The organism is Desulfovulcanus sp. (genome assembly GCF_982781345.1).
The window spans coordinates 50040-74759 of sequence record NZ_CEYAEZ010000001.1 but is presented as its reverse complement, the minus strand read 5'-3'; the positions used below and the strand labels follow the sequence as shown (position 1 = coordinate 74759).

Annotated in this window: 22 protein-coding genes and 2 tRNA genes; 15 read left to right on the top strand and 9 right to left on the bottom strand. The window is 43.1% G+C overall.

Annotated elements, in window-relative coordinates:
* Window positions 1–13: 13 nt before the first annotated feature.
* From mrdA to AC3WVG_RS00355, 4 genes are all read right to left on the bottom strand, one after another.
* A complete protein-coding gene (mrdA, locus tag AC3WVG_RS00370) occupies window positions 14–1810 on the bottom strand; it encodes a penicillin-binding protein 2 (RefSeq protein ID WP_488796199.1) in 1797 nt (598 codons plus the stop codon).
* Window positions 1794–2255: a hypothetical protein gene (locus AC3WVG_RS00365; protein WP_488796198.1), complete on the bottom strand. Its 462-nt coding sequence runs from the start codon at window positions 2253–2255 to the stop codon at window positions 1794–1796. Before AC3WVG_RS00365 ends, mrdA begins: the two co-directional genes overlap by 17 nt.
* Window positions 2252–2971: a rod shape-determining protein MreC gene (gene mreC, locus AC3WVG_RS00360; protein ID WP_488796197.1), complete on the bottom strand. Its 720-nt coding sequence runs from the start codon at window positions 2969–2971 to the stop codon at window positions 2252–2254. Before mreC ends, AC3WVG_RS00365 begins: the two co-directional genes overlap by 4 nt.
* A gap of 145 nt (window positions 2972–3116) precedes the next feature.
* Window positions 3117–4157 (bottom strand): rod shape-determining protein, encoded by a 1041-nt coding sequence (locus tag AC3WVG_RS00355; protein ID WP_289510082.1) that lies wholly within the window; start codon window positions 4155–4157, stop codon window positions 3117–3119.
* Window positions 4158–4503: 346 nt separating this feature from the next.
* Here AC3WVG_RS00355 and mnmL point away from each other — a divergent pair, with 346 nt between their 5' ends.
* The 11 genes from mnmL (at window position 4504) to AC3WVG_RS00300 (ending at window position 14056) form a co-directional block, all read left to right on the top strand.
* Window positions 4504–5439 (top strand): tRNA modification radical SAM protein MnmL/YtqA, encoded by a 936-nt coding sequence (mnmL, locus tag AC3WVG_RS00350; protein WP_488796196.1) that lies wholly within the window; start codon window positions 4504–4506, stop codon window positions 5437–5439.
* A 388-nt stretch (window positions 5440–5827) separates the two neighbouring features.
* On the top strand, window positions 5828–6316 hold the full coding sequence (locus AC3WVG_RS00345) for a methylated-DNA--[protein]-cysteine S-methyltransferase (RefSeq protein WP_488796195.1): 489 nt from the start codon (window positions 5828–5830) through the stop codon (window positions 6314–6316).
* Window positions 6317–6417: 101 nt separating this feature from the next.
* Window positions 6418–6552, top strand: coding sequence for a 50S ribosomal protein L34 (gene rpmH / locus AC3WVG_RS00340; protein WP_252380448.1), 135 nt, complete (start codon window positions 6418–6420; stop codon window positions 6550–6552).
* Window positions 6540–6902: a ribonuclease P protein component gene (gene rnpA / locus AC3WVG_RS00335; RefSeq protein WP_488796214.1), complete on the top strand. Its 363-nt coding sequence runs from the start codon at window positions 6540–6542 to the stop codon at window positions 6900–6902. The genes rpmH and rnpA overlap by 13 nt, the downstream gene beginning before the upstream one ends.
* 88 nt (window positions 6903–6990) lie before the next feature.
* Window positions 6991–7239 (top strand): membrane protein insertion efficiency factor YidD, encoded by a 249-nt coding sequence (gene yidD / locus AC3WVG_RS00330; RefSeq protein WP_488796194.1) that lies wholly within the window; start codon window positions 6991–6993, stop codon window positions 7237–7239.
* Window positions 7232–8839 (top strand): membrane protein insertase YidC, encoded by a 1608-nt coding sequence (gene yidC / locus AC3WVG_RS00325; RefSeq protein WP_488796193.1) that lies wholly within the window; start codon window positions 7232–7234, stop codon window positions 8837–8839. The genes yidD and yidC overlap by 8 nt, the downstream gene beginning before the upstream one ends.
* A gap of 629 nt (window positions 8840–9468) precedes the next feature.
* A complete protein-coding gene (jag, locus tag AC3WVG_RS00320) occupies window positions 9469–10143 on the top strand; it encodes an RNA-binding cell elongation regulator Jag/EloR (protein ID WP_488796192.1) in 675 nt (224 codons plus the stop codon).
* A 118-nt stretch (window positions 10144–10261) separates the two neighbouring features.
* Window positions 10262–11650 (top strand): tRNA uridine-5-carboxymethylaminomethyl(34) synthesis GTPase MnmE, encoded by a 1389-nt coding sequence (mnmE, locus tag AC3WVG_RS00315; RefSeq protein WP_488796191.1) that lies wholly within the window; start codon window positions 10262–10264, stop codon window positions 11648–11650.
* Between the two features lie 95 nt (window positions 11651–11745).
* Window positions 11746–12852, top strand: coding sequence for a lipid-A-disaccharide synthase (gene lpxB, locus AC3WVG_RS00310; protein ID WP_488796190.1), 1107 nt, complete (start codon window positions 11746–11748; stop codon window positions 12850–12852).
* 51 nt (window positions 12853–12903) lie between these two features.
* Complete coding sequence (locus tag AC3WVG_RS00305; RefSeq protein WP_488796189.1) at window positions 12904–13911, top strand: Gfo/Idh/MocA family protein; 1008 nt, start codon at window positions 12904–12906, stop codon at window positions 13909–13911.
* Window positions 13912–13979: 68 nt separating this feature from the next.
* A tRNA-Met gene (locus tag AC3WVG_RS00300) sits at window positions 13980–14056 on the top strand.
* Between the two features lie 828 nt (window positions 14057–14884).
* On the opposite strand, the gene AC3WVG_RS00295 is transcribed toward AC3WVG_RS00300, so the two are convergent.
* The 3 genes from AC3WVG_RS00295 to AC3WVG_RS00285 all read right to left on the bottom strand — a co-directional run bounded on the left by AC3WVG_RS00295 (window position 14885) and on the right by AC3WVG_RS00285 (window position 18095).
* A complete protein-coding gene (locus AC3WVG_RS00295) occupies window positions 14885–15310 on the bottom strand; it encodes a hypothetical protein (protein ID WP_488796188.1) in 426 nt (141 codons plus the stop codon).
* 322 nt (window positions 15311–15632) lie between these two features.
* Window positions 15633–17345 (bottom strand): ATP-binding protein, encoded by a 1713-nt coding sequence (locus AC3WVG_RS00290; protein ID WP_488796187.1) that lies wholly within the window; start codon window positions 17343–17345, stop codon window positions 15633–15635.
* A 674-nt stretch (window positions 17346–18019) separates the two neighbouring features.
* Window positions 18020–18095: transfer RNA gene (locus AC3WVG_RS00285), tRNA-Lys, on the bottom strand.
* A gap of 136 nt (window positions 18096–18231) precedes the next feature.
* On the opposite strand from AC3WVG_RS00285, the gene AC3WVG_RS00280 reads away from it, so the two are divergent.
* Complete coding sequence (locus AC3WVG_RS00280; RefSeq protein WP_488796186.1) at window positions 18232–20073, top strand: protein-disulfide reductase DsbD family protein; 1842 nt, start codon at window positions 18232–18234, stop codon at window positions 20071–20073.
* A gap of 463 nt (window positions 20074–20536) precedes the next feature.
* Here AC3WVG_RS00280 and AC3WVG_RS00275 read toward each other — a convergent pair whose 3' ends face one another.
* Together AC3WVG_RS00275 and mqnC are read right to left on the bottom strand one after the other, a co-directional pair.
* Window positions 20537–21754 carry a M24 family metallopeptidase gene (locus tag AC3WVG_RS00275; RefSeq protein WP_488796185.1) on the bottom strand — a complete coding sequence of 406 codons (1218 nt, stop codon included), beginning with the start codon at window positions 21752–21754 and terminating at the stop codon, window positions 20537–20539.
* Window positions 21755–21768: 14 nt separating this feature from the next.
* Window positions 21769–22794 carry a cyclic dehypoxanthinyl futalosine synthase gene (mqnC, locus tag AC3WVG_RS00270; RefSeq protein ID WP_488796184.1) on the bottom strand — a complete coding sequence of 342 codons (1026 nt, stop codon included), beginning with the start codon at window positions 22792–22794 and terminating at the stop codon, window positions 21769–21771.
* Between the two features lie 104 nt (window positions 22795–22898).
* On the opposite strand from mqnC, the gene AC3WVG_RS00265 reads away from it, so the two are divergent.
* From AC3WVG_RS00265 to AC3WVG_RS00255, 3 genes are all read left to right on the top strand, one after another.
* Entirely contained in the window at window positions 22899–23324 is a 426-nt protein-coding gene (locus AC3WVG_RS00265) for a CoA-binding protein (RefSeq protein ID WP_488796183.1), read from the top strand.
* Window positions 23325–23406: 82 nt separating this feature from the next.
* Window positions 23407–23868: a YkgJ family cysteine cluster protein gene (locus AC3WVG_RS00260; protein WP_488796182.1), complete on the top strand. Its 462-nt coding sequence runs from the start codon at window positions 23407–23409 to the stop codon at window positions 23866–23868.
* A gap of 77 nt (window positions 23869–23945) precedes the next feature.
* Window positions 23946–24692, top strand: a complete 747-nt coding sequence (locus AC3WVG_RS00255) for a DnaJ domain-containing protein (RefSeq protein WP_488796181.1) — start codon at window positions 23946–23948, stop codon at window positions 24690–24692.
* The last annotated feature ends 28 nt before the right edge of the window (window positions 24693–24720 follow it).

Genomic DNA, 24720 nt, shown 5'->3' with positions numbered 1-24720 from the left:
GCAATCTGCCCATTCACCCACCTCGTTTCCATTGATCAAAAATAAAATCAAAGATAGCGCGAACAATGGGACCAGCAGCAGAACCGCCATGACCACCATGCTCGACCATAGCAACGACCACATAGCTTCTATCTCTTTTTTTGGCAAAGCTGGCCATCCAGGCGTGATCGCGAAAGCGGTAGGGAATCTCCTCGATCTCTTTTTCCTCATATTCGCTCAAAAGCTTTACTACCTGAGCTGTGCCGGTCTTGGCTCCTATAATTATACCATCCTTTCTCAACCGCCTGGCAGTACCGTGGTCATCTTCAACCGTCCGAATCATGGCCCGGATAATCTTCTGACGAATATCATCCGCAAATGGTAAGCCTTTTGCTTTGGCCCTTGATTCTTCACTCAGTAAAGAGGGCTTATATAATTTGCCCCCGTTAATTAACGCAGACACAAACCTGGCTACTTGAAGAGGTGTAACAAGAGTATAGCCCTGCCCTATAGACATATTCAAAGTTTCTCCACCCTGCCAAGGTTCCTTAAATCTTTTCAATTTCCAGTTCCGGTCAGGGATCAATCCTCTCTTCTCATGAGGCAAATCAATGCCCGTAAGCTGGCCAAATCCACACTTTCTGGCAAAAGTGGAGATTTTATCCACCCCTAGTACTTCTCCTAATTGGTAATAATAAACATCACATGATTCCACCAGAGAACGCGTAAAATCTACCCGCCCATGGCCATGCTTCTTCCAGCATCTGAAAACCCGCCGGCCTAAACGATATGCACCTGAGCAATAAATCTTTTCTTCCGGATCAATTTTTTTCTCAAACAATCCACAAGCGGCAACGACAAGTTTAAACACTGAGCCTGGAGGATAGACACTTTGAATACACCTATTCTGCAAAGGATGTAGTGGGCTTTTAACTAGTTTGCGCCAATCTTCTATTGAAATACCTTGCACAAATTGGTTGTTATCGTAGCTGGGGCTGCTAACCAAAGAAAGAATCTGGCCGGAATCAGGCTCCATGACCACTACTGCCCCGGCCCTGCCCTCCATCAATTCATAGACCTTTTTCTGCAGTTCAAGATCCAAACTCAAATGAATGTCTTCTCCTGGCTGGGGAGGACGGATCACCTCTTCGTGCAAGCTACGACCAACAGCATCTACTTCCATCCTTTTCAGGCCCTTTTTACCTCTAAGTCTTTTTTCCAAGACGTATTCAAGACCTTGCTTGCCTATATTATCTCCCAAGGCTAGCTCAGGATCTTTGTTCAGCTCTTCTTCACTTGCCTGAGCCACATAACCTAAAACATGGGCAAATACCGGACCTTGCAAATATTTTCTTCTGGGTCTGACCATGATTTTCAAGCCGGGCCAGCGTGGAGCATAGGCCTCAATCTTGGCTAAGACTTCAAAAGACAAATTGGGGATGATGATTTGCTGTTCAAAAGACTTTACCCGTCTTCGTCCACGTTCAAAATTAGCTTTGAGCTCATCAAAAGGAACACCTGTCCATTTACTCACTTGAAGCAGAGTCTTATCGATATCAGGGCAATCCTCGCGAACAATGGCCAAACTATATGACGGTTCATTAATGGCAAGAAGCTTCCCCTTGCGGTCCATGATCAGGCCGCGTGGAGCATATATAGACTGTTTGCGCAAACGGTTATCTTTTGCCTTCTGGGCAAAAAACTCACCTTTATAAATTTGCAAATACCAAAGCCTTAATCCAAAGACACAAAACAGTCCCCATATGAGGACCAAAATCAAATAGGGACCAAAATCCCTTTCCCACTTTTTTTTACTATTGAACAGGCTCATGGCCAAATAGTTTTTTATATGCTGGAAAAATAACCGCCCACATACCCAAATAAACTACCAACTGGATTACAAACATTTTTATGGAAAAAAAATCAACGACAATTTCCTGTAAGTTGCCCAAAATATAGAGAAGAATTGACCGATATATAGTCAGGCCCAAAAAATACCCGAAGACAAAAAACAAATTTGTAGGTGTAAGCAGCCAGGTACCTAAAACAAAAAGTAAAAACAGCCCTAGTTCCAGAAGAATTATCAGCCCAAAGTTTAGACTTCCTACTCCCTCCTGGACAAACAGAACCACGATACCCAGAAATATGGCAGACTTCAGACGATTAAATTGGAGCAAAACCAGGAGACCCGGACTGAAAAAATCAGTGCCTGGGACAAGTTCTTGACCCCAGATACATAAAAAAAAATAACCGAGCCAAAAACAAAAAGGATTCATGGATTGGATTTCTGAGCAGATTCTGAACCCTGAACCTGGATATGGGGACATATGAGTAGAACCTCTTCCTGTGAACTTGCCTGAACCATCGGCTCGGCCTCTACAACCTGAAACAGTGAAACATCTGAACGTAAAACTCTGGTTACTCGGCCAACAGGCAAACCTTTAGGAAATATACCGGCTAAACCAGAGGTAATAAAAATGTCCCCTTGCTTTAAAGGAGCATTTTGCGGAACATAGGCTATTGTCAGAGGTTTTGTCGGACCCTGGCCAATGGCTATGGCTGGAACTCTGGACTCTGAACTAATAACCGGGATTCTGCTGTTAGGATCGGTAATAAGCAATACAGACGAAAAATTCAGTCCAAGTTTAAAAACCCTCCCTAATACTCCCCTGGGAGTAATCACGGGACGGTCAAGTTGAACAGAGTCTCGTTTGCCCAAATCAATAAGAACGGTTTCCAGTACACCGCCAGGACCAAGCTTGTGCCCGATTATCCGGGCCCCCTTCATATCCCATTTGGGAGGTGGTTTAAAGCCCAGCAACTTTTCCAGACGGGCTGCTTCTTTTACCTTTTCCTCGGAAAACGCCAGAAGCAGACGGAGCCTGTCCACCTCGTTGCGCAAAGATTCATTTTCTTCCCTAACTCCAACAAGGTAAAAGTAGTGCTCCCAAAAATGCCGGGCCCTGGAATGCAGCCACTTACCAGGAGCCAATATCCAACCTGTTACTTCCAGGCCAGTATAGGCAGTTAAGCGATCTAAAAAATGCGTTTTCCAGTTCCAAGTGTATAAACTTAAATAGAGAATAAAGGTAAGAAGCAGAGACCAGAAAATTTTTTTGGGCCGAAAAGTTAAAGGACTAATCTACCGTTACCTCCTTAAGCACTTCTAAATTATCCAGGACTTTTCCCGAACCGAGAACCACAGTGGACAGGGGATCATCTACAACTGTAATTGGCAAGGAAGTCTCTTCTCTAAGCAACTGGTCTAACCCTTTGAGCAAAGCTCCGCCACCCGTAAGAACTATTCCCCGGTCAACTATATCTGCCGCCAATTCTGGAGGAGTCTGCTCCAGTGCAATCCGTACTCCCTGAACAATACTATCTACCTGTTCAGCAATAGCCTTACGGATCTCTTCTGAGGTTATGGTGATATTTTGAGGAATGCCCGAGACTAAATCTCTACCCTTTACCTCCATCTCAAGCTCTTGTTCCAAAGGATATGCGGAGCCAATAGTTGTCTTGATCAATTCAGCAGTACTCTCACCAATGAGCATATTGTACTTTCTTTTGACATGATGACGAATGGCATCGTCCATTTTATCTCCACCTACCCGTACGGAACGACTATACACTATTCCAGAAAGAGAAATTACAGCTACCTCGGTTGTGCCTCCACCAATATCCACAACCATGTTTGAAGTCGGCTCCGTAATAGGTAAATTAGCTCCTATGGCCGCAGCCATGGGCTCCTCAATGAGGTATACTTCTCTGGCTCCAGCGCTCTGGGCCGATTCTTTAACTGCCCTTTTCTCCACCTGGGTTATCCCGGACGGAACACAAATTATAATCCTGGGCCGTACAAGGCGCCTACTGTTGTGCACTTTTGAAATAAAGTGCCTGAGCATGGCTTCAGTAACTTCAAAGTCTGCAATCACGCCATCTTTCATGGGCCTGATCGCGGTGATATTTCCGGGCGTGCGGCCCAGCATCCTTTTGGCCTCTTGACCTACGGCCAAAACCTTGTTCACTCCTTTATGATCTTTTTTTACCGCAACTACCGAAGGCTCTCTTAATACTATACCTTTACCTTTGACATACACGCAGGTATTGGCAGTCCCAAGATCAATGGCCAAATCATTGGAAAAGGCCCCAAAAATTTTATCTAAAATCCTAGGCATATATCTCCTCTTTTTGGGATTTAGATTTTAACGTATTCATAAAAAACAGCCTCTAGACTACGGGTCTTAAAATCCCAGAACCCAATGTCTCTCAAAATTGAAGAACCTCAAATCACAGGTTACCAAACATCAGAAATCTGTTCAACACTCAGCGCCAAAAAACTATGCATCAAGCCTTTATTCTCACGGAGTAATGAAAACTCCTTCGTCATAGCGCTTTAACCTTTTCTGGTCACGCTAGCAAGATAATTTAAAAGCGCTTCACGGCCGTGTTTGACGAACTTGCGCCTATACCCTAACATCCACTCTGTCTATTGCCTATATCTCTTAGCCCTTGCCAGGAGCCATGAACCGATATTACAGCTTATCAACTTACCTGCGCACTCGTTTTGGCGAACGCGTCCAAAAAATACCTTTAGATGCTGGATTTTCCTGTCCCAACCGAGACGGTACAATTTCCAGAAACGGATGTATTTTTTGCAACCCAAAGGGGTCTGGTACCGGACTAGGCGCCAAAGGCTTAAGCTTGAAAGAACAATATTTATTTTGGCAAGAAAAATTTTCAAAAAAATATAAGGCCAAACTATTTCTGGCGTATCTTCAATCATATACAAACACTTACGGACCATTAAAAAAAATTGAAGAGATACTTGAGCAGCTAAAAAATCTACCGGGATTAGTCGGTTTATGTCTCGGAACCAGGCCTGATTGCCTCGATAAAGATAAATTAAACCTTTTAGCTTCTTACCCCTTCCAGGAAATATGGTTAGATCTGGGCCTGCAAAGCTCCAATAATCGTACTTTAGAGCTTATCAACCGGGGACATAAAGCCGAGGACTTTGCCAGGTCCGCCACTCTTGCCCATAAAATGGGCCTCAAAACTTGCGCCCATGTCATTGCTGGCCTACCCCGAGAAACACTGGAAGATTTCCTGGGAACCATTGATTTTTTAAACAACCTGCCTATATCAGGCATCAAAATTCATAACCTCTATATTTGTAAAGATACCCCTCTGGCCAAACTATGGCGCACAGGTGTCTACAAACCGCTAGGCATGGACGAGTATATTTTCTGGCTCGAACAAGCCCTTTTTTCTCTCAGACCAGATATAGTCATCCACCGTTTAAACGGCGACCCATCTCCTAACGAACTCTTAGCACCTGACTGGGCCAGTCAAAAACATATTATTTTGAAAAAAATCAAGCAGACCTTGGCCGATAAAAATCTCTGGCAAGGCAAATCCTTGCACCCCGATACCATCCCCCCCTGGTTTGGAGAGTAAGTAGGGGAAGTTAGGAAGATGGGAAGAGTCTATGACCAAACCCTATTTTAACCACTGATTGAAAGTCTTGGCTTCTGAAATGCATTACAAACGGCTTGGTTAACCCAATCTTAACGAAGCTTGCGGAAAAGGAGAGCATCGGGGTGAATGGGCTAAATACTATGCGACACTAACCATAACTATCGGTAATAAAAAAATATTTGTTCACCCAAAATATCCCATTATGCTCTGTCCGCAAGCAAGTTTTAGATGGGTCCAAGTCTTTGTACCAGCATGAAAGAAACCAAGACAGGAATGAACAATGGAAATTGACTTGATAAAATGGTTCGGTCACAGACTCAGAAACTGAAGAAGATGAAAAGGGGAAAAGATAGTTTGGTAGATAAGAATGAACAAGTACATGGTATATGAAATTTTTGGCAATTCTTTTTTTACCCTTAAGGTAAGCTGGAAAAAAGGACAGATTTATACCACCGCGATAACCAGGACTAGAAAAAATATAGCAAACACCCCTTCATGTTCTTATTACCATCCTTATTCTAAAATTATCGCCCAAAACGTGGCCGATTATGAAGCTCAAAAACCAGTAACATGGCCTGAGGCCCCACTTTTTTGGGAGAGGGTTTCGCCATTTTCCAGAACAGTTCTGTCGACCCTGCTGACACGGGTTGGGTTTGGCCAAGTAGTTACTTATAGTCAACTGGCCCAAATGTGCGGTAAGCCAAAGGCCACCAGAGCGGTTGGACAAGTCATGGCGCACAACCCCTGGCCTTTACTTATCCCCTGCCATAGAGTCATTGCCCAAAAAGGCCTGGGAGGCTTTGGGCCGGGCCTTGAATTAAAAAAAACTCTCTTGCACCTGGAAGGCATAATGTAAAAATTCACCCATCCAACTACGCTTTCACCCAACATAACCGCTTGACTAAGTCCTTTTTTGAGTTTAATTTGTGAATTTACTTTTTTGGAAGGAGCGAAAAAATGAAGAGAACTTATCAACCAAGTAAGACTAGAAGAAAAAGAACCCATGGATTTTTGGTCCGTATGAGGACAAAAAACGGACGCAAAGTGATTAACAGAAGAAGGGCAAAGGGTAGGAAAAGATTAGCCGTCTAACTTTTCCCAAAAAATTTAGGATCACTAAACGGCCCCTGTATCTTGCATGCTATTCCAGGGGCCGTCGTTATTTTACAGCACATTTTATTCTCTTTGTTCTCCCCCAGGATCTGGGGCATTGGCGACTCGGAATTGCGGTCAGCAAAAAAATTGGCTCCGCAGTGAAAAGAAATCGCCTTAAAAGACTGATTAAAGAATTCTTTCGCCTACATCAAAATGAAATAAATTTGAGCGCTGATATTGTTGTTGTGCCCAAAAAAACAAAAGATTTGGATAAGTTGGACCTACACAAAGTCGAACACGAACTCGCTGCAGTAATTAATGCCATAGAAAAAAACCATAACCCGTGATTCGAAATTCGTGGCCTTTTTTTATTCGAGTCAAAATTTGTTTATTTTTTTGTAAATCACGAATTACGGTTCACGAGTCACAAAAAATATGCGTACATTCCTTGTTTCTTGCATCTCGCTTTATCAAAAGTTTATTTCTCCCCTCTATCATCCATGTTGCCGTTACTATCCTACTTGTTCAAATTATGCCCGGGAAGCAATAACGCGTCACGGGATTTGTAAAGGTTTGATCCTCTCCCTTTTGCGTGTTTTAAAATGTAACCCTTTATTCTCAGGGGGCATCGACCCTGTCCCTGATAAACTGACAATTTTTAGGAGCAATAAAGCCGATGGATAATAAAAGAGTACTCGCTGCTGTTATCTTGTCACTAGCTGTTTTGGTTCTCTGGAACTGGCTTTTCCCACCTGTTCCCCCAAAACCAAACTCAGTCAACCAGACTCGGATCCAAAAAACAACACCCCAAGAGACTAAAAAAACCGAGCCAAGCAGTTCATCCGCTGTCGAGACTGATTCTCCCCTCGTATTTAATCCGGCCAGGGGGCAAAAAATACCCGTTGAAACCCCCTTGTACAAAGCGGTGTTCAATTCACAAGGGGGAATTTTAGAACATTTTATCCTTAAAAGATACAAACAGAGCATAAAGGCCGACGCACCGAATATCGACTTGATTACACCAGAAGCCTTGCCCAAAGGCCCACTGGGTATTGTGTGGAACAAAATACCCACCTGGATCAACGCTGAGTGGTCAACTAATGGTAATGATGTAAACCTTAGCTCCGGGCAAACCCATACACTGACCTTTGTAGGCAGACTGGGTAGTCTTGAATTCCACCGACAGTTAACTTTTTATGCAGACTCTTATCAGATAAAAGAAACCCTGCAGGTCGTAAACCTGACGTCTAATCTAGCCCCGGGTGAACTATCTTTTATCATATCCAGCCCAAGCCTTAGCAAAGAAGGGGATCGTTATAACCCAACCCGCATAGCCTATTTCAATGAAGATGGGTTATATGAGGAAAGCGATGAAGATGACTTAAAACTTGGTCTTAAAATTGACCCACCTGTCAAGTGGGGAGCTATTACCAGCAATTATTTTCTCCTGAGTCTAATTCCTGGCGATACAGACATGACCTTCAAGACCAAACTGGAAGAGAACATCTATCGTCTGGCTTTAAGTCAGAATATCCAGGTTGCGGGTAATATGCAGTCCCAAATTTCTTGTACCTATTACCTTGGTCCCAAAGATGATAAATATTTAAGTAAGGCCCCGGCTGACCTTCAAGCAGCCATTCATTACGGCTGGTTTGACATTATTGCCAAACCTTTAATCAAGGTTCTTAATTTCTTTTATAACTATACAGGCAACTACGGTGTAGCTATCATTATTCTGACCATCATCATCAAGCTCATATTCTGGCCCCTATCGCAAAAAAGTTATCAGTCAATGAACCAGATGAAAAAGCTGCAACCGATGATGGCCAAAATCCGGGAGAAATATAAAGATGACCGACAAAAAATGAATGAAGAATTAATGCGGTTATATAAAACTTATAAAGTCAATCCCGCAGGCGGCTGTTTGCCCATGGTCATTCAAATTCCCGTATTTTTTGCTTTGTATCAAGCGCTGCTTGGGGCAATTGAGCTTCGCCACGCACCGTTTATCTATCATCTACCTTTTACCGACATAGTCTGGCTGGCAGACCTATCAGCGAAAGATCCTTTTTACATTACCCCCTTGATTATGGGCGCAACTATGTTTATCCAACAAAAAATGACGCCTGCTCCAGGGGATCCGACCCAGGCCAAAATCATGCTCTTTATGCCAATAATATTTACATTCTTGTTCATGAATTTTCCATCTGGGCTGGTGATCTACTGGCTGGTAAATAACATACTCTCCATCGCCCAACAATGGTGGATGCTCAAAAAATCTTAATTCAAGAAAGATTAACAACGCCCGGTTCATTTAATTTAACTTTGGCTCAAACTAAAGAGAGTGTGGAGTTTAAAGTCAAAAATCTAGAGTTTAGGAAATCCGCCGAGCAGCCTCTCCTTTTTAAAGGGGAGTTGAAAGACGATTGTCAAGCGTAGGGCAGAAACTGTCCGAAGTTACGCCTGCGGAGAGAGGCTCTGTGGACGACCGTGGCTTTGTGTCACCTACGAAGCATCCTCTCGCTGAAGCAGGAAGCCCTTCTTTTTGTTGAGGGGTAGTTCACGGTAACGAGTGTCGAGTATAAGGGCAAAAAATAACAGCATAGCATGGCAGGACCTAAAAAGGACACAACGCCACACAACCAAAACTCGTAACTCGTAACTCTTTTAGCAAGAAATTAAGATAAACAATAGCTACCTGGAAAAACTCTTAATCCAAAAAACTTAAATTAACTCTAAACTCTACACTCTAAACAACAAACTAAATAAAGTTTGAGCACAATTCCCAACCTTGACTTGTGGGCAATGGAGAGAAAAGCATGGAAACTTAGGTTGGGAGACCACCTCGATAATTAAACCTGCTCTTTGAAAATATGTATAACCGGGCCAATACACTTGAGTGAAGGAGTTAGCATGGACGAATTCGTGGAATTCTCGGGTAAGAATGTGGACGAGGCCATAGCTAAGGCTTGTGAACACTTTCAAACTGATCGCGACCAACTGGAAATCGAAATTATTACTGGTGGCTCATCCGGGATATTTGGATTGGTGGGGGTAAAAAAAGCCAAGATAAAAGCAAAAAAAAGGAACAACTTGCGTGAACTTGAACTGTTAATTGAAGACATTATAACAAATCTGACCAAGCCTCTAACCCCCAATCCGGAAATATCTGTTGATATGCAATCTGAACCTATCACGGTCACTATTAAAGATAAGGAAAACTCCGGGTTAATCATTGGTCGCGACGGACAAACAATTACCGCCCTGCAGTACATTGCCAACAGAATCATTGCCAAAAAATGGCCAGGAGCTTCACGCATCCAATTGGACACTGGAGATTACCGGCAAAAACAAAATGAAAAATTGAAAAAAACGGCTATCTATCTGGCCCAACGGGCCAAAAGGGCGGGCAAGACCATGAGCACACAGCCTTTAAGTTCTTACCATCGCAGATTGATTCACTTGGCATTACAGGATGACCATAGTGTTCAGACCAAAAGTAAAGGTGAAGGACCGATGAAAAGGGTCCTTATCATGCCCAGGAAGAGAAGAAAAAGAACCTTTAAATCCAAAGAATCACGCTATTAAACGCGTTTACAAAAGGCGGAGAATTTTTCTCCGCCTTTTGTTTGTGGTTTATTGGTTTACCGATTAAAATAGCAACTAACCACTCAACCAATAAACTACTCAACAACTCAACCAAGATATGTATCAACCAGATAAAAAAGACACTATTGTAGCTATTGCCACTCCCCTGGGTCCTGGCGGAGTAGGTATTGTACGTTTAAGCGGAAAAGAAAGTTTAAAGCTGGCGTTACAGCTTTTTACTTCCGCTAAAAGTGATTTCCAGGGGGTTAAACCTTATCGCCTCCATCATGGCTGGATCAAAGACTACCAAGGCAAGACTTTGGACGAGGTGCTTTTAAGTTACATGCCAGGACCAGGTTCCTATACCGGCGAAGATGTAGTGGAATTCAACTGTCATGGTGGGCCGGCCATTTTACAGTCCTTGGTGGAAACCCTGGTCAGCCTGGGGGCTAGACCTGCTGAACCAGGAGAATTTACTTATCGAGCCTTTTTAAACGGCCGTTTGGATTTAACCCAGGCTGAAGCTGTAGCCGAAATGATTACAGCACCCACCAGGGCCTCAATTTCCATGGCCCAGGCTAAGTTAAAGGGGCTGCTCAAACAAAAAATAACAGAGTTACGCTTAAAACTGGAAAATTTACGTCAGGACCTGTGCGTGGCCGTTGATTTTCCAGAAGAAGATCTGGAATGTCTACCAAGAGAGCAACTGGTCCAGAAGGTAAAAGCTTGTATTCAGGAAATTAACGAATTAATCGACAACTATAAACAAGAACACATCTGGCAGGATGGCGCACTAGTTGTTCTGGCCGGTCGCGTCAACGCCGGCAAGTCCAGCCTGCTCAATGCCCTGTTGGGGCGAGAACGTGCTATTGTCACCGATATACCCGGAACAACAAGAGATTATCTCGAAGAAACCATAAATTTGCAGGGCTTGCCTGTACGTCTGGTGGACACGGCAGGACTACGCAGGACAAATAATATTGTTGAAAAAGAGGGTTTTTTACGGGGCCAGGAATTAATCAGTAAGGCTGACCTGTGCCTGGTGGTTATTGACTCTCAACTTGGTATAAGCCACGAAGACAGAGATATTCTAAAAAATCTAGCAGCTGACAAAGTAATCCTCGTGGCTAACAAAATGGACTTAATGGAAACTGAGCCTGACTGGACCAGTGAACTTAAAGAACAAAATTTTGATCTGGTTTTTATTTCTGCCAAGTACGGCCAAGGCCTTAAAAAACTAACAACTCTTATCCGAAAAAAAATCATCGGCCATAAAAAAGAACCGGAACCTGGCAGACTAGTTCCTAATTTGCGTCAAAAAAACAGCCTGGAAAAAGCGAGAGACGAGTTGAGTGACCTGGTAGAGGAAACAAAAAAAGAAGTACCATATGATCTGCTCGGCACTCGTCTTGATTATGCATGTACACTCCTGGCTGAAATTACAGGAGAGATTACCCCTGATGACGTCCTGAACAGGATTTTTGAAAACTTTTGTATAGGAAAATAACGCTTATTTACATTGATGTTTTGTTCGCATTATCTTAAATTTTTTGATGTATCTGTAAAATTTCAATTATACCTTTTTCCCTTTTAACTTTAATAATGAACACTATCTGGCTTAATGTTGGTGAAGCATCGGCTGATATTTATGGGTCTTTACTGATTCGGGAGTTACTCTCAAAAGACCCTCGGTTAAATATAATCGGCATGGGCGGACCATTCATGCGCGAAGCTGGCCTAAAGGCCATAATTAAGGCCGAAGACCTGTCAGTCATGGGTCTAACCGAGGTGCTGGGAGCCCTGCCTAAAATTTTGGTTTTTTTTAAAAAAATAAAAAGAGAACTGGAGAGACAACGGCCAAAGGTCCTGGTTCTTTTTGATGCACCAGACTTCAATTTTCGCCTGGCTAAGATGGCAAAAAAATTAGGAATTCCTGTCGTCTATTATATTGCCCCCCAGGTCTGGGCATGGCGTAAAAACCGAATCAAATTCCTTAAACGCTTTGTGGATCGCATTCTTTGTATTTTCCCCTTTGAACAGAATTTTTTTGCCCAGCACGGCATGAAAACTATTTATATCGGTCATCCCCTTCTTCAGGTAATGGACCTGAAAAAATTAAATCAAATTACACCTGACCCCAATAAAATAGTCATCCTGCCCGGAAGTAGAGTCAAGGAAGTAAAGGCTCTCTTGCCTGTATTTGCAGACAGTTGCCAGATTTTAAAACAAAAAAAAACAGAGCTTACATTTTCCATTGTAAAGGCCCCGCACATCAACATGGACTTGCTCCAGACCTACTGGCCCAGATCTCTTCCTGTAAACATCTATCCGGCTAAAGACCGCCACCAGGTCATTGCACAGTCTTGTCTTGCCCTGGCAGCTTCTGGCACAGTTACCCTGGAATGCGCACTGTTGAAAATACCGACCATAGCGGCTTACAAACTATCCCGGCTAAGTTATCTCGTGGGTCGACTATTGGTTGATGTCCCTTTTATCAGTATGCCCAATCTCATTTTAAACCAGAAAATTTTTCCTGAATATATTCAGGACCAGGCTAATCCAGATAAAATAGCAGCTAAGGCACTCGCCTGGCTGGAAGATGACACCCAAAGGCAAAAGATCAAATCCGGATTAACTGAGATACAACAGATTCTTGGCCAAAACCAAGCTACCCAGTTGGCAGCCAATACTGTAATGGAGTATGTATAATAAGGATTAAGAGGTAAGGGGTAAAAAGAAGTAACTAAGGAAGGAAAGATTATGAAAAAAATCAATTATGGCATCATTGGTGTCGGGCATCTGGGTAATTTTCACGCCCAACTTGCCAAAAAAATAGACCAAATTAACCTGGTCGGCGTTTATGATATCGACTTAAAAAAAGCTCAGGAAGTTGCTGACACCTGCCAGACAAAAGTCTTTTCTTCCTTAGAGGAATTATTGACCCAGGTGGAGGCTGTGAGCATTGTCGTTCCAACAATTCATCACTATCAGACCGCACTAAAGGCCTTGGAATACAATTGTCACCTGTTTATTGAAAAGCCGATAACTTCAACAATTGACCAGGCCCGGGAACTTGTATCCCTTTCCCAAAAAAAGAAACGCAAACTTCAGGTAGGTCATATTGAACGATTTAATCCTGCCATCTTGGCGATCAAAGACTACCCTTTACAACCTATGTTTATTGAATCCCACCGCCTTAGCCAATTTAACCCCAGGGGAACTGATGTCAGTGTTATCCTGGACCTGATGATTCACGACATCGACATTATTTTGCATATTGTCAAAAGTCCTTTGACCTCCATTGACGCTTGTGGTGTTGCTGTGGTCTCCGACTCAGAAGACATAGCCAATGTCCGCTTAAAATTTGCCAATGGGTGTGTGGCCAACCTGACCAGCAGTCGCATCTCTGTCAAGGCCATGCGCAAAATGCGTATCTTCCAAAAAAATCACTACATCTCCATCGATTTTTTAAAGAAAAAATCAGAAATTTTTAAGCTAGAAGACTGCGACTTAAAACCTAGTGAAGCAGGCTTTTCCATGCTCGTAGACACCATTGGAGTTGGTGAAAAGAAAAAAAATATTATCTATCAACAACCGAAAGTCCCAGAGGTAAATTCACTCCAGGCCGAACTTGAAGAGTTTGCCCAGACAATCTTGCTGGACAAAGAACCTCCAGTCACTGGCGAGCAAGGACTTCAAGCCCTGGAAGTAGCCACAACTATTTTACACCAAATCCAGCACCCCAAGAAATTTAGTGCTTTCAATTGAAAACAACATTATCCTAAAAATATTCTTGACAAAACTCAAAAATCATGACAATTATTATCTTCTGTTGATGCGGGGTGGAGCAGCATGGTAGCTCGTCGGGCTCATAACCCGAAGGTCGTAGGTTCAAATCCTGCCCCCGCTACCAAAAAGCTAACAATTTTAGGGACTTGGAAAATCTTTCCACAGTCCCTTTTTCTATTTTTCTTAAAATTTCTTCAAATTTCTCGCTTTTAGTGGCGCAAATGTGGTGCAAAATATCTTTTATAATCATTTAATATCATTATTTTTTCCTTTTTTTAGTGACGCAATACTGGAGCATAGGGTCAAAACAATTTGAGAAAATTTGACGTTCTTCAAAAAGTTTTTGGGCCAGCACCACATGTAGCAAAAACAAATATGTTTATACCAGCAGCATAATAACAAGCTAATTTTTCTTTGTTAGCTAACCATAGCAAGCATAAGATCGTGCCTAACCTCTTCCAGGCCATCAAAATCTCCTGCCTCCCTGAAATTTTTCATTGTAAATTGAGCCAATTTTTTATGAAAATTGACCCACTCAATGATTAGGAAGCCTTCTATCGACAGAGAGATGATAAGCATGGAGAACTAGAATAAAGGCAGGTGGGTCAATTTTGTTGTGCGAAACTGGGTCAAATTTTTTGGCCATTGACACCCGCTTATAAGCGCGAAAGCAAGATTAATAAAGATCTGGAGCTTTTTTTGATTTTATTCTTAAGGCTGATTCACCAAAAATTTAATGAAAAATTACTCAAAAAAGACTTTTTAAGGGTCGACTAACTATAAGGCAAAAATTTCAGCAGGTCATCGCCTTGGCCTTTTGACAATAAAGGAAATATTATCAACAATACAGTCATAATACATTAATTATTACAGTTTTTTGACTTTTTCTACAGGTTGAACGACTAGCATCAGCGCCGGCGATTAGCCGTCCGCTGAATACATTTATTAGCAACTATTTCTTAAAACTTATAATAGCATTCAGGATTAAGCCGATTGCAGCAAACCAAAGAGCAATTATTGTAAGTTTGTATGACTTTTTTAAGTTTCTATTTTCTTGTTCTCTTTTTTGGAGTTCCACTGCCGCAGGAAAGAGCATAGACTTACGATAAGGAATAAAAAAACAACTATCTCCTCTGTCTTGAGCAAACAAGGTGTCGTCTTCCTCTTTTGCCACAGGAGAAACGCCTTCGTCCCATACACCCATGTAGCATTTTAATGAATACCAGCCACGATCGAAACCAATGGGATCTTTTTTGTGACTATCTCGTTTTTGTTGGTCCAGAGAAAAAGTTAATACCCTACCACTTTTTTCTTCGTGGTGTTCCTTGCTAAGAAAGTGACAATTTAAACATGTCTTTTTCATTTTTATTGCTAACATTCCAGCTAACCCGAAGGTCGTAGGTTCAAATCCTGCCCCCGCTACCAAAAAACAGCTAACAATCACAAGGTCTTAGGGAAACTTCCTTAAACCCTGATTTTTTGGTCAAATCAATTTTAGTACCATATTAGTACCCAAAATCGTGGGATTAGTAAAATACTTGGAATGGGAAGTACAGGACGTTCCTTAAAAATTTCATCTCCAGCCTCAAGAACTAAACTATATATTGATAAGGGCGCTCTCTTTTTGCCTATGCGCAATTCTATGCGCACAAACATTTATCTACGCATAGATGTATTTCTATGCGCAATTCTATGCGCAGTTACATAATGTAAGCATATCTTGCCCACCGTTTTTCCCCTTCCATCCTGACCGCTGAGTTTTCCGCCATGAGTTCCTTCATCAGCCGTCGGGCCTGGTTTCTGTCGAAATGGGTAATCTGCCGAATCTCGGCATTGCTCAGACCGGGCTCTCCCCGTTCGGCCCTTTGCCTGAGGATGCTCAATACACGGGTTTTGGCTGCCTCCCAGTCGATTCGGCGGTCTCGTTCAGGATGACCAGGCAACGATAATCGCCGATGAATATCGTGGCGTAGGGTCCAGTAAGTTCCTCTGCCAGTTCCACCGCGCTCAAGATATCCCAACTTTAATTCCATTTCGCTGAGCGTTTCCCTGGCGTTACGCTCGGACTGTTGCGTAATTTGAGCGGCAACAAGCGTATCTATTTCCGGATGTCTGAGCAGATGTTGTAAAATCAAAAGATGCTCAACACTGAGAATCCTTCCTCGATCCGCTTCTTCAGCAACGAACATCCGAAATGGTACAGACAGGTCGCTAGCCTGGAAAATAACTCTCACCGCTTCTCCTTCATCAATTATTATAGGAGGTTCTTTCCCCTCAATAAGAAGCGCATGATACATCCTGCGTATTCCCAGGTTACTGCGATTGACCAAACGAAGGCGCGTCAATGCATCTACCAGAGTTGGATTCCTGGAAATTGGTTCATGCCGTAAAATATTGTCGGGAGTAATCCCTCCTGGTAGTCCCCCTGGATTGCTTATTTCCAAGCGGTCCTGGAATTGTTTGACCATAATTGGCCCAGCTATACGATAATCTGCGTGCGCAAAAGCATTGAGCAAAGCTTCTCGCAAAGCGATTTCAGGATATGTACGGATTTCGAAATGAAAAAGACCATGGTGAACAGTGGTGATTGGATTGTCAGCCATAACCCGGTCTAACATACGATCCAAAGCGATGGGCAATGCATCACGGCCATCTGCACGATTTGAGTAATCTGTATCAGTTTTCATGCGCAGGTGAGTCCAGACATACCCTGGGAAATGCTTACGTATGGCATCTCTGGTGCCAGCCAAAAATATGCCTGCTCGTAGCAATTGTCCGTTTCGGATCAGTTCCAGAGCGGCAAGCAAGTCCCGATTAGTCTTGTTGAGCAGGTCTTCGGGAGCGTTTTCACGACGCGCAGCTTCACGCAACCGCTCCATGGCTGCTGCGGAAATAAATGACTCAGGGGGACCAGGTACTGAAATGGCAGTAAAATCAGTTTCCCCTGTCTCAACCATTATCCGACGCCGCAATGTGCCAGTAAGCGGTTGGCAGTCCTTGCCTACACGAATCTTACCTCGCCCGGACGTATCAGTGTACGGAGGAAGGCCAGGATATACCTGCATTACAATTAAACGACCGGTGCCTTCTGGAACGGCTAATTCCTGAAAAACCGGAGTCAGCCTGGGATCGGTTGAATCGTAAACCGCCTTTTTCAGACGATTAATATCCACTTCAGGAGGCACACCCAAGATGGCTTTTTTACGTCCTATAGCTTTATCATTGACACCAAAGACTACTGTGCCTCCACCGCCATTGGCCATGCAAATGGCCATCTCAATAGTCATAGATATAGCATCCGCCATGCTGCGAGCATTCCACTCCTTGAAATCAAGGTCCTGATCTTCCAGAGCATCAGCAGGCTGATGTTCGAGTTTATCCAATAATGAACGGATTTCAGAAAGTTCGCGCATAATTACTCCAAGACGCTCCTTACCGTCCCTGGTTCAGGGCCTCTGATGAGTTTATCTATGTATTCATCAAAACATTTTTTCATTTCTGAAAGTGTTGCAGTGCACCCGCCTTTAAGGGGATACAACCAGAATCAGACGGTGGTAAAGCCCACGAGACAGGCCAATTTTCGCATGACCTGATCCTACAAAGGCTCCGCCATGTTTTGGACTCTTTGTTTTATGCTTGATAACAAATTATTATTTTGTAATGCTTCTATAAAAATATATAATAACAAATTGTAGATTATTTTACAAATTTGCTAACCGAGGATAAATTTAAAATCAATAAAACTTGGATGATGGCACAGAGCAAAATTGTTAAACAAAAAATATAAACACAGGCACGATGCATCGTGCCCCTTACCTCATGGCATGTCATCAAATTAACAATAAAATCTGGAAAATCTTTGGCCTACATCCAAATGATGCTCAAAGACAAATCAGCCACTACGACTTCAACTTATTTGAGATCGCTTAGAGGCCTTAAAGCCAAGCAGGAATGTTATAGGATAATCAGGAGTGGAAGGTTGATGAGGTGGCCAATGGAAAATAGGAATAAAAAAACGACTCCCTTTTGGCGTGCTAAAGAGAGTCGTTTAAAAAATGGTGAGTCACGCAATTTAAAGTCATGGAAATGGTGGGCCACCAAGGAATCGAACCTTGAACCTCCGGATTAAGAGTCCGCTGCTCTGCCAATTGAGCTAGTGGCCCATTTGTCAAACACTTGACTTGCTCAACGGATGGCATAAATAGACCTCTCCTTTTTTTTTGTCAAGAAAAATTATATGTAAAAGCGGATACATCAAACTCGATCGTAAAATATCAACATTCCGATAAATTTTTATTTATGAAAACAATACTCAAATTTTTCATTTTTTTTATCATCATCCCTTTCTTTTCTGTCCCTTCTGCCTATGGACAGAGCTATCCCCTGGACACCAAGTGGGAAGTGTATACCCTCGATGATACCGGGACTGATTTTCAAGCTCTGGCCATTTTATGGCTTAAGCCCAAAGAAGGATGGCACACTTACGCCCATACTCCGACTTCTCTTGGCCAACCCACAACTGTTACGGCAACACTCTCTCCCGCTGCTGCCGCTAATGCCCGACTCCAGCTTCCTGTCTTTTACCCTCCCGGTCAAAAACAGAAAGATATTTTTGACCCCGAAATAGAAGTCCAGGTCTATGAGGGCCCAACGCCTATTTTTATCCCTTTGCAGGCCATTCCAGGACAAGACCAGACCATCTCTGCTCACATTCGTCTTCTTTTGTGTTCCGACAAGAGTTGCTATCCTGTTGATACGAATCTTGAACTAAAGTTCACTGCGCATATTCTAAACAATCTTAAACCAGCCCAAAACCAAACCTGGTGGGATCAATGGCTAAAATCCATCTCGCAATCTTCCGGCATTCAACATTCAACATTCAACATTCAACATTATAATTTCTCACCCCGCTCATTTACCCCGGGGCTGGAAGTAACCAATTTGAGCAGGGCCGCCTTACTGGCCATGTTAGCCGGGCTAATTTTAAATTTCATGCCCTGTGTCCTGCCTGTGATCAGTCTAAAACTTCGGGGGATGTTGCCCAGAGAAACAGAAGGCAAAAGCTTAAGGCAAAAAAAAAGAGCTTTTAGAATCCACAACTTCTTCTTTGCCCTGGGTATGCTCATTTATTTCTCAGCTCTGGCCCTGATTATCTCTTTAACAGGCATGGCCTGGGGGCAAATTTTTCAAGATACCAGGGTCGTCTTAGTCTTGAGCCTGGTTGTTTTCGCGTTATCCTTAAGTCTATTTGAAGTTTATGACCTGCCAATTATAGACCTCAAACACAAAAGCACCGCAATCAAGCATCCGCATACGGAGGCCTTATTTACAGGCATCCTGGCCACACTCCTGGCTACTCCGTGTAGCGGCCCGTTTCTAGGCGGAGTACTGGCCTGGACCCTCACCCAGCCTCAGGATATCATCGCGCTGGTCCTCTTTTGTATCGGCCTGGGAATGGCCAGCCCGTACCTGGTTATGACACTTTTCCCGGGACTGGTTCGCATCTTTCCCAAACCCGGACCTTGGACCCTTTATTTGGAAAAAATCTTGGGTTTTTTGCTTATGGCTACCTGCATTTACCTGATCAGTCTTTTGCCTGACAGCCTGGTATTTCCCGCCTTGATCATGTTTTGGGTAATCGGTTTTGGGGCCTGGATGTGGGGAAAATGGACAAACTTAAACCAGAGCAGGCTGAAGAGATGGTCCATTCGCCTCCTGGCCATTGGACTGATCTTTTCCGCTGGTTTCTTTTTATTTATAGAGCCCAAAAGTCCAGATCCATGGGAAAATTTTGAGAGTCAAAACTTTTCTCGTCTTCTTGGACAGGAAAATTTTATTTTAGACTTTACTGCTGATTGGTGCTCCAATTGTAAATTTCTGGAAAAGACAGTACTTACGCCCGGTTTTTTAAATGACCTCAAAGTAAAACATGGCCTGCGATTGATACGCGTTGACTTAACTCGTGCCAATCCGTCCGGCCAGAATCTGCTTAAAGCCCTGGGTAGTCATAGCATCCCGACTCTGGCCATTTTTACTAAAGAAAATCCTCAAAGCCCGCTAATAATCCGTGATCTTTTTACTAGAAGCCAACTGGAAAAGGCTATTAAACAGGCGCTTGCAAATGCAGTCTCAGAGCCATAAAAGCTGATAGGAGTCTGTAGGCCAAACCCCATTTTGACTACCAGATTAGAAATCCTGGTTTCTTGAAAGCATTGCAAAGGACTGAGTAACAATCTTGACGAAGGTTATTGAACAATTTTTTTGCAGTTCAAACTTTGAGATTGCTTCGCTGCCCTCGCAATGACAGGAGCGAGATCGTCATTGCGAGGGCAGCGAAGCTGTACGTGGCAATCTCACCCATTGAGTTAAAATCGCTCAACTTAGGTATAATTAAAAGTCTATTCGTTTATCCAAAATACCCAATTATGCTCTGACCGCAAGCAAACTATAGATGAGATGTGTCCAAGTCTTTGTTAGCATTGTCCTCTTGAGTAGTGTTTGGCCACAGACTCTTATCTGTTGAGTTGGCTGGATTTCTATATACGCGCATCAATAAAATATATCTCTAATAACTTTTTAGTTCACTTTAGTCACTCATAACGAGCTAAACCAGTACCGGATTATATTCCTGGCCCGTTAAACACCTGCCTCCATTTGCGGTTACTAAAAAGGTATTTTCCACGCCTACCATGCCTACGCCAGGCAAGCCGATTTTAGGCTCCAGGGCCAAGACCATATTTTCTTCCAGAGGCTCATCAAATCCTTTGGCAATAACCGGATATTCATCAATGGCCAGTCCAATTCCATGCCCGACGAAGTTAACTTTATTTTCTCCCAGGGCCATAAAACCCTCGCTAAAGCTGCTCTTTTCAGCCATGGCAAAAACCTGTTCGTACAATTCGGACGGGACTGCCCCTGGCTTTAAATTCTCAGCCAAAAATGCCTGCACCTCTACACAAAACTTATGAGCGTCCACCACTTTTGAGCCTGGCTTCCAATTTTCAGAGAAATACACTTGCGTCTTATCAGTTTGATAGCCTTCCAGACAAAAACCCACATCTACCACTAACGGCTCGTTATCCTGCCAGGTCTTACCGGCATAGCCCATGTGCGAAACAGCAGGATGCTGACCCCTTAAGCCAACGGGGCCATTAAACACGCTTGGATAATTCGCATTATCACCAGCAGCTACATGCCCCAAAAATATCTCTTCCCCAAAATTCTGCATGCGCATCATGCCATGATGGCCGAGGGCAAAAAAGATTTCCCAAACCTTTATGGCTATTTCCCTTTCATTCATTCCCGGCCTTATTTTCTGAGGCAAAAGATGGTAAAGGGCCTGGTTGTGTCTTTGTCCTGCCAGGTCCATTTTTCTTATTTCCCATTCTGTTTTCAGAGCCCTGGTCCTGGCAATAAGCTGATCAATAGCCACAAAGTTGCGCTGAACAACTCTATTTTGCAAACTATCTGCCAGTGCCCAGGAAATACCTGTCTTTTCTACACCTATAACCTTCGGTAAAGACTGGCCAAAATCACGCAGAATACCCTCTACCTGGCCATAAGACTTAAACGGAACAATATTTTTGAGAGGAGACTCAAGTTTTGCCCGCTGTAGTCCCCGCCGGCACATAAGTATGGGCTCGCCCTCAAAAGGAATGAAGAGCAGGCCATTTCCCCAGGTACCGGTAAAATAATAGATGTTTATGCGGGAAAAAATAAATACGCCCTGACATTCAGGGCACTCCTCTTTCCACAGCCCGCGCAACCTCTTTAAGCGGCGGGCAATTTCCTTTTCTTCCATTTTCTCAAGTGGGTCAAACAACCTTATCCTCCTTATTATTTACATAAAGTATAATCCATCTTCCGCCTTCTCGGCTCAAAACCGGCACTTGAAATAAGCTTACGCAAATCCTCTTCAGGCAATCTGAAATGTACCCCTGTAGCAGCTACGACATTTTCTTCGATCATCGTTGAACCAAAATCATTAGCTCCCCAAAAAAGAGCAAGCTGCCCCACTTTTGGTCCCTGGGTGACCCAGGAAGCTTGAATATTGGGAATATTATCCAAAAAAATCCGGCTAAGAGCCAAAAATTTTAAATATTCAACCGATGAAACTTCAGATGTGGAAATTTTTGTATTTCTCGGTTGAAAGGTCCATGGAATAAATGCGGTAAATCCTCCGGTCCTATCTTGCAACTCGCGAATCTTTTCCAGGTGCTCAAGGCGCTCTTCCAGTGTCTCGATATGGCCGAACATCATGGTAGCCGTTGTTTTTAAACCCAGTTTATGCGCTTCTTCCATAACTTTAAGCCACTGACTGGCAGAGTATTTATTGGGTGAAACCTCTTTTCTCACTCTATCCACAAGGATTTCTGCCCCGCCTCCGGGTATAGAATCGAGTCCTGCCTCCTTGAGCTCGGCTATAATTCCGGCTATTGGCACCCCTTCTTTCTCGGCCAGAAAAATAATCTCCGGCGGAGAAAAACCATGCACAGCCACCTGAGGAAAGTTGGTCTTTAAAAAGTTGAGCAAGGATTTATAGTAATCAAGCCCCAGATCAGGATTCATTCCACCTTGCAGGAGGATCTGATAACCTCCTAAGTTTACTGTTTCCTGTACCTTTTGAGCCAATTGGTCAAAGCTTAGTACATACCCATCCCTATGCCCTGGTGGACGATAAAAGGCGCAAAATTTACACTCGGAAACGCAGATATTGGTATAATTTATATTGCGGTCTACAATATATGTGACTATCATCTCCGGATGAAGTTTTAGACGAACGGAATGAGCCATTTGGCCCAAATGAAAAAAATCCATTTCTTGCCAGAGCGTTCTGGCTTCTGACACACTTATTCTTTGCATGTGACACTCCGTACATCTCGCTTTTTGCGAGGATTAAATCCTTTTTTTAATATATTACGGCTCAATATTTTTCACTAGCATCAATACAAAAGAGGTTCGACTAAATGTTAAATATCGTAGATTACCAAGAAGTGAAAAAAGCTTTAAGCCAAGTCAAGACAATAGCCATAATCGGGGCTAAAGACAAATCTGGCCAACCAGTAGACGGTGTGGGACGCTATTTAATTCAAGCTGGCTTTACTGTCTATCCGGTACACCCAAAAAGGCAAAATGTATGGGGTCTTCCTACCTATACCAGTATCCTGGACATCCCTGACCAAGTTGATTTGGTCAATGTTTTTCGCGCCCCGAAATTTTGCCCTGACCATGCACGGGAGGTTTTACAGCTCAAAAAACTTCCATTAATCTTCTGGCTACAACTGGGCATCGTCTCTGAAGAAAGCCGAAAGATTCTACAAGATAAACCTGTCTTGTTTATCCAGGACAAGTGCTTGATGGTCGAGCATAAGCGACTCTTTGGTGATAGGTAAAGTGAGGCCATTTGTTGAGTTTGGTATGATTGCTTAACCTCGAAAATCAGAAAAAAATTAAACTTACAACAAGGTCAACAACATGTCAGAAAAACTCGCCTTTACCTGCCAAATGTGCGGACAATGTTGTCAGGGCCAGGGTGGCATTGTGGTAACGAACGAAGAGCAACAAGCCATAGCCAATTTTTTAAACCTGACTGTGGGAGAGTTTAGAAATCGATATATTTACACCAGAGCAGACAAAGACTTTATTCGCACCAATGAACAACGATTTTGCATCTTTTTTAAAAAGAGTTCCGGATGTTTGATTCATCCGGTCAAGCCCAAAGTATGTCAGGCATGGCCATTTTTCAGAGGCAATTTGGTTGACAAGACCAGCTGGGAAATGGCTAAAGAGTATTGTCCAGGGATATGCCATGATGTCAGTTTTGAAGAGTTCGTCCATCAAGGCCTTGCTTATCTACAAAAAAACGGCCTCATATCTAAAAAAGACAACCGGGAGGCCAATGCCCTGAAAGTTCAGGATGTTCAACAAAAAATATAAACTCATAGAGGGTTAATCCTTCTATTAACATCGCCTGTGCGGGACCAGCCTTGAGAGCCTAATTCCAAATTTTAAACATGAATACGAGTAAGTACTATGAAATTCTTGGCCTGAGACCAGGAGCAAGCCTGACAGAGATCAAAAAAGCTTACAGGTCCCTGGCCTTTAAATATCACCCAGACTTGAATAAAAATGATCCCAGGGCCGGACAAAAATTTCAGCAGATAAATACTGCTTACGTCATTTTAAGGCAAAGTCTTGAATCTTCAGCAGGCAGGAGCCAGGGTTTTACTACTCCTAAACCAGAAAAAAACACCCAAAAAACATTCTCAACAACGAAAAATCAATCCCGGGCAAAACATACGCGCGATAAATCCCACCGCCAAAAATTTTACGCCCGACAGGAGGAGATTTTAAAAGAGATCTTAAATGATCCCTTTGCCAGACAGGTTTTTGAGGATATTTTTCAAAAAATAAAAAAGCGAGCTTCTGATGCCCCTGTACTCAAACAAAGAAGATTAAAAATTGAGTGGGGAAAATTTAACCTGGACCTGGATCTATCCCAGGGGCCAATCAAAACAATAAAAAAATGGCTGCGCAGACAACTCGATGACGAACAAACCGTTTACCTGCCGGCTCGCAAAATGCTCCCGGGCTCCAATTTACGCATTCAGGTTCAACATAAATGGTCTGGCCCGGCCAAAATCGTGGAGGTAACCTTGCCCCTGGATTTTACAGTTGGCCGACCTATCCGTCTTAAAGGACTCGGCCGGAAAATCGGCCCATGGAAAGGAGACCTCTATCTGCGCTTTTTGGTCAAATGATGGGTAGATGTAAGGATGAGTGAAACGG